A 12,850-nucleotide genomic window follows, 5' to 3' on the forward strand; every position below is an offset into this window, starting at 1 on the left:
TGCGGACACCGGCACCTCACGGGGGCGGCGGCACCGCCCGCCGGCTTCCCTGCACCGCCAGCACCACCAGCCCCACCGCCAGCCACACCGCGCCCACCGCCTGGGCGGTTCCCGACGCCTCCACGATCACGGCGACGGTGATCGCCGCCCCCGCCGCCGGTGCCAGGACGTGGCGCCACCAGACGACCGGGCCGCCCCGGCGCCTCACCGCGAACCAGCCCACCACGCTCGCGTGCAGCAGCGTGAACGCCGTCAGGGCACCGATGTCGACCACCGACACCAGCTGGTCCATGCCGTCGTCCCGGCGGGCCGCCCAGACCGCCGCCACCAGGGTGATCACGGCCGCGCACAGCAGTGCCGGCCGGGGCACCCCGTTGCTCGTCCGGGACAGCGCGTGCGGCAGCCGCCGCTCGCGCCCCATGGCGAACAGCAGCCGGCCCGCCGCGGCCTGCCCGGCCAGCGCCGCGAAGGCCGCACCGATCGCCTTGCTCACCGCCACCAGGTCGTGCAGCCAGGTACCGGCCGAGGCGTCCAGCGTGTCGTAGAAGGCCGTCCCCTGCCGCCCCGGCTCCGCCGCCAGGCGTGCCGACGACACCGGCTCCAGGAGTGCCACGAGGTAGGTCTGGGCGATGAACAGCACACCCGCGAGCGCCAGACAGAACAGCAGCGCCCGCGCGATCTTCGCCGAACCGCCGGTGACCTCCTCCGCGAAGGAGGCGATCGCGTCGAACCCCAGATACGACAGCACCGCCACCGACACCGCCCCGAGCACCGCCGACAGCGCGAACGCCCCCTGCGTGCCGTCCCCCGTCAGCGGCGACAGCCAGCCCCGCTCGGCGCCGTCCCGGGCCAGCACCACGACCGCCGACACGACGAAGACCAGCAGGACCACGACCTCCATCGCCAGGACCACGAAGCCCACCCGGGCGGCGGCCCGTACGCCCCGCAGGTTCAGCAGCGTCGTCACGACCACCGCCAGCGCCGTCCACACCCACCGCGACACCTCGGGGACCAGCGCGTTCATCGCGACCCCGGAGAACAGGTAGGCCACCGCCGGGATCAGGACGTAGTCGAGCATCGCCATCCAGCCCGCCACGAACCCGGCGCCGTGCCCGAGCCCCGCCCGCGCGTAGGCGAACACCGAGCCCGCCTGGGGGACCACCCGGACCATCTGGGCGTAACTGAACGCGGTGAACGCCATCGCGATCGTGGCCACCAGGTAGACCAGCGCGACGGCGCCGTGCGACTTGGCGTCCAGCGTGCCGAACACGCCGACCGGCGCCATCGGCGCGATGAACAGCAGCCCGTAGACGACCAGGTCCCGGAAGCCGAGACTGCGCCGCAGTGCGGGTTCCCCCTCGTCCGCACGGGCCTGGGTTCCGGTCTCGGACATCGCGCCTCCGCTCCCGCCGTACGTCACTCGCGCCGCGCGATGTCAGTCTTCCCGGGGACTCCACACGCCCGCGATCTTTGACCCGCCGAACGCGGCCTTACGATGGGACGCATGTCTGCTTCGCCTGGCCGCCGTGTCCTGCTCGCCGCCCCCCGTGGCTACTGCGCGGGTGTGGACCGCGCCGTGATCGCCGTCGAGAAAGCCCTGGAGCAGTACGGCGCTCCGGTGTACGTCCGCCACGAGATCGTCCACAACAAGTACGTCGTGCAGACCCTGGAGAAGAAGGGCGCGATCTTCGTCGAGCGGACGGAGGAGGTCCCGCCGGGCAACATCGTGATGTTCTCGGCGCACGGCGTGGCCCCCGTCGTCCACGAGGAGGCCAAGCAGGGCCGCCTCGCCACCATCGACGCCACCTGCCCGCTGGTCACCAAGGTCCACAAGGAAGCCGTCCGCTTCGCCGACGACGACTACGACATCCTCCTGATCGGCCACGAGGGCCACGAGGAGGTCATCGGCACCTCCGGCGAGGCCCCCGACCACATCCAGCTCGTCGACGGCCCCGGCGACGTGGCGAAGGTCGAGGTCCGCGACCCGTCCAAGGTCGTCTGGCTCTCCCAGACCACGCTGTCCGTCGACGAGACCATGGAGACCGTCGACGCCCTGAAGGACAAGTTCCCGCAGCTCATCTCCCCGCCCAGCGACGACATCTGCTACGCCACGCAGAACCGCCAGCTGGCCGTGAAGCAGATGGGCGCCGAGTCGGACCTGGTCATCGTGGTCGGCTCCCGCAACTCCTCCAACTCCAAGCGGCTCGTCGAGGTCGCCAAGATCGCGGGCGCCCGCGCGGCCTACCTCGTGGACTTCGCCGACGAGATCGACGAGGCCTGGCTGGAGGGCGTGACCACGGTCGGCGTCACCTCGGGCGCCTCCGTTCCGGAGATCCTGGTCGAGCAGGTCCTGGAGTTCCTCTCCCGGCGCGGCTTCGAGGACGTCGAGATCGTCAAGGCCGCCGAGGAGTCCATCACCTTCTCCCTGCCCAAGGAGCTGCGCCGCGATCTGCGCGAGGAGGCCGCGGCCCTGGTCGCCGAGCGCACCGGCGCCGGGACCGGTGAACATTCCGGGGAGTGATCGGGGAGTGCTCGCGCACAGGCCGGGCGGCACCCCCGTCCGGCCTGTGACGGTCAGTCGTTCGTCGTAACGTAGAGCCATGCAGATCTTCGGAGTGGACATCGGCGGATCCGGGATCAAGGGCGCCCCGGTGGACCTGGACAAGGGCGACCTGGCCCAGGAGCGCCACAAGGTCCTCACCCCGCACCCGGCCACGCCCGACGGGGTGGCCGACGGCGTCAAGCAGGTCGTCGACCACTTCGGCTGGACGGGCCCGGTCGGGGTCACCTTCCCGGGCGTGGTCACCGACGGAGCCACCATCCGTACGGCGGCCAACGTCGACGACAGCTGGATCGACACCGACGCCCGCGCGCTGCTCGGCGAGCGGCTGGGCGGACTGCCCGTGACGGTGGTCAACGACGCGGACGCGGCGGGCGTCGCCGAGATGAACTTCGGCGCGGGCCGGGGCCGCCGGGGCACGGTCATCCTGCTGACCCTCGGCACCGGCATCGGCAGCGCGGTCTTCGTGGACGGCGTCCTCGTCCCCAACACCGAGCTGGGGCACTTGGAGCTCGACGGGCACGACGCGGAGAAGCGCGCCTCCAGCAAGGCCCGCGAGGACCACGACATGACGTGGGAGCACTGGGCGGCACACCGCGTGCGCAAGTACCTCGCCCATGTGGAGATGCTGTTCTCGCCGGAGCTGTTCATCATCGGCGGCGGCGTCAGCCGCAAGTCCCACAAGTTCCTGCCCTACATCGAGGGCCTCAAGACGGAGATCGTCCCGGCGCAGCTCCAGAACAACGCGGGGATCGTGGGCGCGGCGATGCGGGCGGCCGGCCACTAGGGCCGTCGCCGGACTTCAGGCGGCACGGCGGCGGCGGCCGGGCTCAGGGGCATGTCCGGGACTTGAGGTGTCACACCGGGGGCCGGGCTCCGGGGCCCTTCCGGGGCTGAGGCGTCGCACTGGCGGCCGGGCTCCGGGGCTAGTCCCGCACCGGTGGGTGTCGGACCGGGGGCGGGCTCCAGGGCCCTTCCGGGGCTGAGGCGTCGCACTGGCGGCCGGGCACCAGGGCCCGTCCCGCACCGGTGGGTGTCGGACCGGCAGCCGGGCACCAGGGCGTGTCCCGTGCCGGTGGGTGTCAGACCGGTGGGCGGGCTCCTGCCGTCCGCCGCCGGTGCACCATCCGGATCCGCCGGACGATCACGATCAGCCCGGCGATCAGAGTGCCTCCGTAGAGCCAGCCGGCCTGCGTGGCGAGCGCCGTCACCAGGCCCATCAGGGTGCCGCTCGACCCGTCCTCCCCGTCCGCCACCGGCACCAGTCCGACGGCGAAGGCGATCGGCACGACCACGGGCGCGGTCATCAGGTCCCCCCGGCGCACCCAGAGGGCGGTCAGCGCGCACACCGGCAGGAACAGCACGCCGTACGCCGTCAGGGACGCGCCGAACAGCGCCGCGCACAGCGCGCCGAGCAGGAACATCGCCGCCATGCAGAACAGCCCGCTGCCCAGGCCGGTCAGCCGGGGGTTCGGCAGCCGGCCGGCGGCGGACGCCGGTGCGGGCGCGGGCCGCCGTACCGGCGCGGGGCGGGGCCGCGGCTGGGGCGGCCGGGCCGCGCGCACGGGCTCGCCGCCCGCTCCGCGCCCCGCCTGGGACGGCACGGGCTGCCGGGGCGGCCCGGGCCGGTCCCGTCGCGGTCCGTGCGGTCGCGGCCCGTCCTGGCGCGGTGCGTCCTGTCGCGGTGCGTACTGGGGAGATCGCGTCCTGTATTGCTCCACCGCACCAACTTAGGTCGTTCAATATGCCGAATAGGCCTTCTGACACGCCGTGGACCGCGGCTTGGCCAAGCGTTCGATACGTCGCCGGGACGGTTCCGGACACGCCGTAGACTGGTGGATCGGCCGGTCCCCTGGCCTTCTGGCCCTCCACTCACGGGAAGTCGCAACGTGTCGCTCACGATCGGAATCGTCGGTCTGCCGAATGTCGGCAAGTCGACCCTGTTCAACGCCCTGACCAAGAACGACGTGCTGGCGGCCAACTACCCGTTCGCCACCATCGAGCCGAACGTCGGCGTGGTCGGCGTCCCCGACCCCCGCCTGACGAAACTGGCGGAGATCTTCTCCTCGCAGCGGGTCCTTCCGGCCACGGTCGACTTCGTCGACATCGCCGGCATCGTGCGCGGCGCCTCCGAGGGCGAGGGCCTGGGCAACAAGTTCCTGGCGAACATCCGCGAGTCCGACGCGATCTGCCAGGTCATCCGGGCCTTCAAGGACGAGAACGTCGTGCACGTCGACGGCAAGGTCTCGCCCAAGGACGACATCGAGACGATCAACACCGAGCTGATCCTCGCCGACCTGCAGACCATCGAGAAGGTCCTGCCGCGCCTCCAGAAGGAGTCGCGCATCAAGAAGGACATCGCGCCGAAGGTCAAGGCCGTCGAGGACGCCAAGGAGATCCTGGAGAAGGGCGACACGCTCTTCGCGCACGGCCTCGTCCAGGGCAGCGAGCGCGCCGAGCTCCTGCACGACCTGCACCTGCTCACCACCAAGCCGTTCCTCTACGTCTTCAACGTCGACGAGGACGAGCTGACCGACGAGGACTTCAAGAACGAGCAGCGGGCCCTGGTCGCCCCCGCCGAGGCGATCTTCCTCAACGCCAAGCTGGAGGCGGACCTCGCCGAGCTCGACGAGGAGGAGGCCCTGGAACTCCTCCAGTCGGTCGGCCAGGAGGAGCCGGGCCTGGCGACCCTCGCCCACGTCGGCTTCCGCACGCTGGGGCTCCAGACGTACCTGACGGCCGGCCCCAAGGAATCCCGCGCCTGGACGATCAAGAAGGGCGCCACCGCCCCCGAGGCCGCCGGTGTCATCCACACCGACTTCCAGAAGGGCTTCATCAAGGCGGAGGTCATCTCCTTCGACGACCTGGTGGAGACCGGCTCGGTGGCGGAGGCCCGCGCGAAGGGCAAGGCGCGCATGGAGGGCAAGGAGTATGTGATGCAGGACGGGGACGTGGTGGAGTTCCGCTTCAACGTGTGAGCGGATGAACCAGGTCAGACGGGGTCGGCTCCTCCGGGAGCCGGCCCCTTCGTCCATCGTGAATGACCCACACCACGAGCTCTCCGTTGTCGATCGTGTAGACGACTCGATAGTCGCCGACCCGCAGTCGACGGCGGTCAGGCTGGGGGCGGGGTCCTATGCCGTACTTCGTCCGTCACTTCCGTTGATGCCGATCGCGGGCCGCCTGGTTCACGTGCGCTCGCGCACGGCTGAGCGCTCCTGCCGGGACCGGCGGAGGGCGGCGATGCCCGTCGACGCGGTGAGGGCCAGGGCGGCCAGGAGCAGTGCCCGCTTCGCGTGGTCCGGGAGGGCTGGGGGCGGTCGGGGCGGGTCCGGCTCCTGGGAGAGGTCGCGGGTGATGCGCTGCCAGACGCGTTCGGGGGGTGCCGCCGGCAGGTCCACCAGGTGCGCGGCGCGGGCCGCCGTGACCACGCGGGTCAGCATCCGCAGGTCGTCGCGGCAGCGGTCGCACCGTTCGATGTGACGCAGGGCCTCGGCGTCCGTGTCGGTCGGGGCGGCGTTGCGCAGCGCCAGTTCCGCCAGCTGCGCGGGCTCTACGTGGGCCACTGCGCCCTCCCGGCCGGTTCCGTCGCGAGGACGAGGTGGGGCAGGCCGTCCTTCCGCGCGGTGACGCGGGAGCGGCCGGACCCGGAAGGGTCGTCGGGGGCGGCCGTGTCCCCCTGACCGGCGACGCCTGCCGGGCTCACGGATGCGGCCGGGTGCGACGGCCGGTCCGGACAACCGCGGGCGGCTGCCGGAGCGGCAGCCGCCGCGGTCGGACCGGTCGGCCGTCGCCCGCCCTCAGCCAACGCCACGGGGCGAGGACGCCATGCCGCTGAACGTCTGGGTCGCCAGGGCCAGGTTCTTGTCCTCGGCGCTGCCCCAGGCGTAGACGACGTTGCTGGTGCTCGCCGAGAGTTTCAGGTCGGCCGGTCCGATGGCCACGGTGTTCGTACCGGCGAGCACCACATCGGTGTTGAGGGAGCCGGCGTCGACCTCGGCCGTGTCCTCCTTCGGGTTGGTGAGGTTGCTGAAGACCGGCTGGCCGCCCGCCCGGACGTCGACGGCGGGTGCTGCCGCTACATGACGGACCGTCAGCCGGGCCTTTCCGGCGTCCACCTGGGAGACGTCGTTCGTGAAGGTCGTCAGCTCCGGTTCACCGTCGGCGGAGAGGTGGGCTGCGACCGTGGCGTTCGCGCCCTCGGGCACCTCGATCTTCTTCTCCAGGGCCGGAGTTCCGCCGGGACCCTCGCCGGCTTCGAAGATCTGGATGTCGTACGTGCCGGCGGTGAGGGAACGGGGGTCGCTCACCGTGCCGGGCTTGAAGTCGCCGATCAGTTCGTCGCCGTTGGCGTACACGTCCACGGTCATGCCGGGGATGCCGTGGAAGACGGACACCGTGGCTTTGTCCTGCTGGCCGGCCAGGGCGGGAGCGCAGACGCCGAGGGCCAGGGCGCAGGCACCGGCCGAGGCGGCGAGGGTGAGGCGGGTGGAGGAGATGCGGGGGGAGGAGATCATGGGAATCATCCCTTCGACAGCCCTTGGAAGGGCTCTGCGTCGGGTGCGGAGTCTCGGTCCTTTTTCTGGTGCGGGGACCGCGGTGGATGCGTGCACGGCGGCACCTGCTTGGGGTCCGTGTCGGGGACCGGGGGCTGCTCGATGACCGTCCGCAGCCGGTGCAGGCCGCGGCGGGCGTGGCTCTTGACCGTGCCCAGGGGCATGCCGGTCCGTTCGGCGATCTGCGCCTGGGTGAGGTCCTCGTAGAACGCCATGCACAGCACCTCCCGCTGATGACGCGGCAGCCGGGCGAGGGCGTCGAGGAGCAGGACCCGGTCCAGGACGTGGTCCGGTGCCGTCTCGTCGGGCCCCGCGGTGTCCGCGGCGTTGCCGGCCGAGTCGATGAGGGTCAGCCGCCGCGTCCTGGCCGCCAGCGCGTCGACGATCTTCCGGCGGGTGATGCCGACCAGCCAGGCGCCGAGCGGACCGCGTTCGGGGCGGAACCCGGCCCGGCCGTGCCAGGCGCCGAGGAAGACCTGCTGGGTCACGTCCTCCGCCTCGTAGGTGTCGCCGAGCAGTCGGGTGGCCATGGTGTGGACGAGTGAGCCCCAGCGCCGGTAGATGGCGGCGAACGCCTCCTCGTCGGCGGCGACGAGGCCACGGGCCAGCTCCTCCTCGTACCGCGTTTCCTCCGAGGGCGCGTGCGCGGTCGGGGCGGTGGGTCGTGTGTCGGTGATCATGGCCTGGTTCCTCCTGCAGTGCGTCGTGCGGGGACGGAAGGCCGTCTGCCGAGCCGCACGGGTCGCGCTGTGCCGAGCCGCGACCACGGGCTCCAGGCCAGTGTTCGGTGCACAAACGACGCGACTCAACATGCGTCGTTTTTGCGTCGTACAGTCGGAGGCATGGGTGTACACGAACGGGACACCGAGGACCGCGGGCCCCGGGTCCCGCCGGCCGGAGGCGGGCTGACCACCGGCGAGGTGGCCAGGCGGCTGGGGGTGGCGCCCACCACGGTCCGGACGTGGGACCGCCGCTACGGCCTCGGACCCGACGGGCACACCGGCGGCCGGCACCGGCGGTGGGCGCCCTCGGACGTGGCCCGGCTGGAGCGGATGTGCGCCCTGACGGCGACCGGGATACCGCCCGCCGAGGCGGCGCGCACGGTACTCGGCGAAGCGACGCAGCAGGTCGCCCCGGCCGGGGCGACCGCCGACGCGCCCTCGGCGGCCCGTCCGCAGACCTCCCCGACGACCCCGCAGCCTTTCCCTGAGGCGTCCCCGGGCCGTCCGAGCTCCGGCGCTCCGTCCCGGCCCTCCTCCTCGACCCGGGCCCGCAGCCGGGCGGGCAGCGGTCTGCGCCTCGGTGACGCGCGCCAGGAGTGCAAGGGGATCGCCCGCGCCGCCCTGCGTCTGGACGCCGCCGCGCTGGACGACCTGCTCCAGGCCGCGATCACCGAGCACGGGCTGGTCGCCGCCTGGACCGAGGTGATCATGCCGACCCTCCAGGCCGTCGGCCGCTCATGGGAGAGCTCGGGCGAGAAGTACGTCGAGGTCGAGCACTTCCTGTCCTGGCACGTCTCCGGGGCGCTGCGGCGCGCCGCACCGCCCGCGGCCGCCGACCACCCGGGCGCGACCGTCGTGCTCGCCTGTGTGCCGGGCGAGAACCACACCCTGCCCCTGGAGGTGCTGGCCGCCGCGCTCGCCGAACGGGGGCTGCCGGTACGGATGTTCGGAGGTGCCCTGCCCGTGGAGTCCCTGGTCACGGCCGTACGCAGGACGGGCCCCGCGGCGGTGGGGCTGTGGGCGCAGTCCCGCACCACCGCCAGCCGGCCACTGGCCCAGCACGTGGCCGCGATGGAGTGGGGCGTACGGGGCGCCCGCCGCAAGCCGGTCGTGTTGACGATGGGACCCGGCTGGGCCGGCCGGTCCGTCACCGGCCTGCCGCGCCCCACGGGCCTGGCCGAGGCCGTCGCGCTGCTGGAGTCGGTCCTGTCGCGCTAGGGCCTGCCATTTGGACCATGCCGACCCGAGCGGGGCTGCCGCGAGGCGCAGTCGCTCTCGGCCGGCCTGATCCGAACGACAGGCCCTGGTTCCGGCCGGCTGCATCCGAACGCGGCCGCCCGCCCGAAGCGGTGAGCGAGCAGGACACAGTCGACCGGGCGGCCGGGAGCGTGGTGTGGAGATGAGCGGCGCGGCGGACCCGGTGAGCCGGGGGCCCGCCGAAACGTCGGACGTGGTGGTGATCGGGGGCGGCGCGGCCGGCCTCAGCCTCGCGCACCGGCTGGTCGAGACCGGCGCCGCCACCGTGACCGTGGTGGAACCACCGGACGGTCCCACGCGGCCCCCCGAGCGGACCTGGTGCTACTGGGACCAGGACGGCGGCGACCTCGACGCCGCGGTCACCGCGACCTGGCCCCTGCTGCGGGTGCACGGCCCCGACGGCAGCCCGCACACCCTCGACCCGGCCCCCTCGCGCTACCGCATGATCCGCTCCACGGCGTTCGAACGGCTGGTGCACGCCCGGCTGGCGCGTTCCTCCGGCGGGCGGCTGCTGCGGGCGACGGCCGACAGCGTGCGGGACGGGCCCGCGGGCGCGGAGGTCGGCTGCACGGCACCCGACGGCCGGACGCTGACCCTGCGCGCCCGGTACGTCTTCGACTCGCGGCCCCTGCCCGCCCTGCCCCCGGCCCGGACGCAACTGCTCCAGCACTTCCGCGGCTGGTTCGTGCGCACCCGCACCGGCCGGTTCGACCCGGCGGTCGCCGACCTCATGGACTTCCGGGTGCCCCAGCCCCGGCACGGACTCGCCTTCGGTTACGTCCTCCCGCTGGCCCCGGACCGGGCCCTCGTCGAGTACACCGAGTTCTCCCGCACCCCCCTGACCACCACGGCCTACGAGGCGGCGCTCGGCCACTACGCCCGAAACGTGCTGCGCCTGGGCGAGTTCACCGTGGAGACGGCCGAACAGGGCGTCATCCCCATGACCGACGCCCGCTTCCCCCGGCGGAGCGGGGCGGCCGTGTTCCGCATCGGGACGGCGGGCGGCGCCACCCGCCCCGCCACCGGCTACACCTTCGCCGCCGTACAGCGGCACAGCCGTGCCATCGCCGACGCCCTGCGTGACGGCCGCGCCGCCGTGCCCCGGCCGCACGGGCGGCGGGCGCTCGCCATGGACGCGGTGCTGCTGCGGGCCCTGGACACCGGGCGGATCGACGGCCCCGCGTTCTTCACCGGCCTGTTCCGGCGTACGCCCCCGCAACGCCTGCTGCGCTTCCTCGACGGCGCCACCTCCGTCCGGGAGGAGTGGGGCATCGGACTGCGCACCCCCGTGGGCCCGATGCTGCGCACCGCGTGCGAAGTGCCCTTCCTGCCCCGCCGCACCCACCCCGCCCCAGGAACCGGAACCGGAACCAGAACCGGAGAGAGCCCTCGATGACCCTGCTGCGCGACCGCGACCTGGCCCACGCCTTCGACCACGCGTCCGGCACCTACGACCGTCTCACCGGCCTCAACCCCGGTTACCGCACCGACCTGCTGCGCTCGGCCCGCCGGCTGCGCCTCCCTGCGGAAGGGGCCGGTCTGCACCTGCTCGATCTCGGCTGCGGCACCGGCGCCTCCACCCGGGCCCTGCTGCGGGCCGCGCCCCGCGCCCGGATCACCGCCGTGGACGCCTCCGCGGGCATGCTGCGGCGGGCGCTGGCCAAGCCGTGGCCCGACGGGGTGCGCTTCCTGCACCTGAGTGCCGAGGAGCTGCCGACGGCCGGCGAAGGCCCGTTCGACGCGGTCTTCGCCGCCTACCTGTTCCGCAACGTCTCCGACCCGGACGGCGTCCTCGCCACGGTGCGGTTCCTGCTGCGGCCGGGCGGGCGGCTCGCCGTCCACGAGTACAGCCTCGGCGGCTCGCCCGCGCACCGGGCGCTGTGGACGGCCGTGTGCCAGGGGGTGATCATCCCGGTGGGCACGCTCACCGGTGACCGGGCCCTGTACCGGCACCTGTGGCACAGCGTCCTCGACTTCGACACGGCCTCTGGTTTCACCGGGCGGCTGACGAGGGCCGGGTTCACGGGCGCACGTGCCCTGCCCCTCGCCGGGTGGCAGACCGGCATCACGCACACCTTCGTCGCCCGCAACGGGTCAGCCGCGGCCGGGGAGGCCACTCGATGAGTCCTCCGATGAGTCCCTCGGACAGCACACCCGAGAGCCGCCGGGCGCGTACCCGCCCGGCCGCGCGTCGCGGCCGGGACCGCCGGGCCGAGGGGCTGATGCCCCAGCCCGGCCGGGACCGGTTCGCACGCGCTGACGCGCCGTCCGTCGCCGTCGTCGGTGGCGGCATCGCCGGACTCGCCGCGGCCACCGGACTGGCCGAACGCGGCGCCCGGGTGACCCTGTACGAACGGGAGGAGTCCCTGGGCGGCCGCCTCGCCGGCCACCCGACCCGGCTGGCGGACGGCTCGGACGTCACCATGAGCCGGGGCTTCCACGCCTTCTTCCGGCAGTACTACAACCTGCGCGGCCTGCTGCGGCGCACCGACCCCGGCCTCGCCCGCCTCACCCCGCTGCCCGACTACCCCCTGCGGCACAGCGCAGGGCTGACCGACGGCTTCGCCCGCGTCCCGCGCACCCCGCCCCTCAGCGCCCTCGGGTTCGTCGCCCTCAGCCCCACCTTCGGCCTGCGCGACCTGGCCGCCCTGGACGCCCGGGCGGCGCTGCCGCTGATGGACGTGCGCGTGCCCGGCGTGTACACACGCTTCGACCACGTCAGCGCGACCGACTTCCTGGAACGCGTCCGCTTCCCCGAGGCCGCGCACCACCTGGCCTTCGAGGTGTTCTCGCGCAGCTTCTTCGCCGATCCGCGCGAACTCTCCGCCGCCGAGCTGATGCTGATGTTCCACATCTACTTCCTCGGCTCCTCGGAGGGGCTGCTCTTCGACGTGCCCGACGAGCCCTTCCCGCAGGCCCTGTGGGAACCGCTCGCCGACTACCTCCAGCGCCTCGGCACGACCGTCCGCACCGGCACGCCCGTCCTGGCCGTGGACCCCGCCGGTCCCGCCGGGGCCGAGGTGCGCACCGGCACCGGGACCGGCCGGCACGACGCCGTGGTGCTCGCCCTGGACACCGAGGGGCTGCGCCGGGTGGTGGCCGCCTCGCCCGGCCTGGGCACCCCTGCCTGGCGCGAGGACATCGCCGCCCTGCGCACCGCCCCGCCGTTCCTCGTCTCGCGGCTCTGGCTGGACCGGCCGGTGCGCGCCGACCGCCCCGGCTTCCTCGGCACCAGCGGCTACGACGGTCTGGACAACATCAGCGTCCTGGAACGCTACGAGGGCGAGGCCGCCCGCTGGGCCGCGAAGAACGCCGGTTCCGTCGTGGAACTGCACGCCTACGCCGTCGGCCCGGGCGCGGACCCCCGGGGCGTGCAGGACGCGCTGCTCGGGCAGTTGCGGCGGATCTACCCGGAGACCCGTCAGGCGCGGGTCGTCGACGCCCGGCACGAGTGGCGCTCCGACTGCCCGCTGTTCCCGGTCGGCACCCACCATCGGCGCCCCACCGTGGAGACTCCCCACCCGTGGCTCGTGCTGGCCGGGGACGGGCTGCGCTGCGACCTGCCCGTGGCCCTGATGGAACGTGCCGCCACCACCGGCTTCCTGGCGTCCAACGCCCTGCTCGCCGGGTGGGGCGTCCGGGGCCAGGTGCTGTGGACGGTGCCGCGCGCGGGCCGCTCCCGGGTGCTGCGGGCACTGGGCGCGCTCGCGGCCCGCCCACCACACCGGTGACGCCGGGCCGGCCGGAGGGGCCAT

At 73.6% G+C, this 12,850-nt stretch carries 12 protein-coding genes and 1 pseudogene; 7 read left to right on the forward strand and 6 right to left on the reverse strand.

The window, feature by feature from the left end:
* Positions 1–16 precede the first annotated feature (16 nt).
* Complete coding sequence (locus AB0I06_RS03475; protein WP_363117062.1) at positions 17–1,393, reverse strand: APC family permease; 1,377 nt, start codon at positions 1,391–1,393, stop codon at positions 17–19.
* A gap of 102 nt (positions 1,394–1,495) precedes the next feature.
* Between AB0I06_RS03475 and AB0I06_RS03480 the strand changes: the two genes are divergently transcribed.
* On the forward strand, positions 1,496–2,521 hold the full coding sequence (locus tag AB0I06_RS03480) for a 4-hydroxy-3-methylbut-2-enyl diphosphate reductase (protein WP_363117063.1): 1,026 nt from the start codon (positions 1,496–1,498) through the stop codon (positions 2,519–2,521).
* A 79-nt stretch (positions 2,522–2,600) separates the two neighbouring features.
* Positions 2,601–3,347: a polyphosphate--glucose phosphotransferase gene (gene ppgK, locus AB0I06_RS03485; RefSeq protein WP_363117064.1), complete on the forward strand. Its 747-nt coding sequence runs from the start codon at positions 2,601–2,603 to the stop codon at positions 3,345–3,347.
* Positions 3,348–3,642: 295 nt separating this feature from the next.
* On the opposite strand, the gene AB0I06_RS03490 is transcribed toward ppgK, so the two are convergent.
* Positions 3,643–4,164, reverse strand: coding sequence for a DUF6542 domain-containing protein (locus AB0I06_RS03490; protein ID WP_363117065.1), 522 nt, complete (start codon positions 4,162–4,164; stop codon positions 3,643–3,645).
* 285 nt (positions 4,165–4,449) lie between these two features.
* On the opposite strand from AB0I06_RS03490, the gene ychF reads away from it, so the two are divergent.
* A complete protein-coding gene (gene ychF, locus AB0I06_RS03495) occupies positions 4,450–5,538 on the forward strand; it encodes a redox-regulated ATPase YchF (RefSeq protein ID WP_363117066.1) in 1,089 nt (362 codons plus the stop codon).
* Here the strand turns inward: ychF and AB0I06_RS03500 are convergent.
* The 4 genes and pseudogenes from AB0I06_RS03500 to AB0I06_RS03515 all read right to left on the reverse strand — a co-directional run.
* A pseudogene (locus AB0I06_RS03500) lies at positions 5,528–5,683 on the reverse strand (type II toxin-antitoxin system RelE/ParE family toxin); the annotation flags it as partial. The gene ychF and the pseudogene AB0I06_RS03500 overlap by 11 nt on opposite strands.
* 65 nt (positions 5,684–5,748) lie before the next feature.
* Positions 5,749–6,126 carry a hypothetical protein gene (locus AB0I06_RS03505; protein WP_363117067.1) on the reverse strand — a complete coding sequence of 126 codons (378 nt, stop codon included), beginning with the start codon at positions 6,124–6,126 and terminating at the stop codon, positions 5,749–5,751.
* A gap of 234 nt (positions 6,127–6,360) precedes the next feature.
* Complete coding sequence (locus AB0I06_RS03510; protein WP_363117068.1) at positions 6,361–7,086, reverse strand: DUF4397 domain-containing protein; 726 nt, start codon at positions 7,084–7,086, stop codon at positions 6,361–6,363.
* Positions 7,083–7,796: a sigma-70 family RNA polymerase sigma factor gene (locus AB0I06_RS03515; protein WP_363117069.1), complete on the reverse strand. Its 714-nt coding sequence runs from the start codon at positions 7,794–7,796 to the stop codon at positions 7,083–7,085. The genes AB0I06_RS03510 and AB0I06_RS03515 overlap by 4 nt, the downstream gene beginning before the upstream one ends.
* Positions 7,797–7,958: 162 nt before the next feature.
* Between AB0I06_RS03515 and AB0I06_RS03520 the strand changes: the two genes are divergently transcribed.
* From AB0I06_RS03520 to AB0I06_RS03535, 4 genes are all read left to right on the forward strand, one after another.
* Positions 7,959–9,056, forward strand: a complete 1,098-nt coding sequence (locus tag AB0I06_RS03520) for a MerR family transcriptional regulator (RefSeq protein ID WP_363117070.1) — start codon at positions 7,959–7,961, stop codon at positions 9,054–9,056.
* A 181-nt stretch (positions 9,057–9,237) separates the two neighbouring features.
* On the forward strand, positions 9,238–10,491 hold the full coding sequence (locus AB0I06_RS03525) for a lycopene cyclase family protein (RefSeq protein ID WP_363117071.1): 1,254 nt from the start codon (positions 9,238–9,240) through the stop codon (positions 10,489–10,491).
* Positions 10,488–11,219: a class I SAM-dependent methyltransferase gene (locus tag AB0I06_RS03530; protein WP_363117072.1), complete on the forward strand. Its 732-nt coding sequence runs from the start codon at positions 10,488–10,490 to the stop codon at positions 11,217–11,219. Before AB0I06_RS03525 ends, AB0I06_RS03530 begins: the two co-directional genes overlap by 4 nt.
* An 8-nt stretch (positions 11,220–11,227) precedes the next feature.
* On the forward strand, positions 11,228–12,826 hold the full coding sequence (locus AB0I06_RS03535; protein ID WP_363117073.1) for an FAD-dependent oxidoreductase: 1,599 nt from the start codon (positions 11,228–11,230) through the stop codon (positions 12,824–12,826).
* Positions 12,827–12,850: the final 24 nt, after the last annotated feature.

The organism is Streptomyces sp. NPDC050674 (genome assembly GCF_040654575.1).
GTDB lineage: Bacteria > Actinomycetota > Actinomycetes > Streptomycetales > Streptomycetaceae > Streptomyces.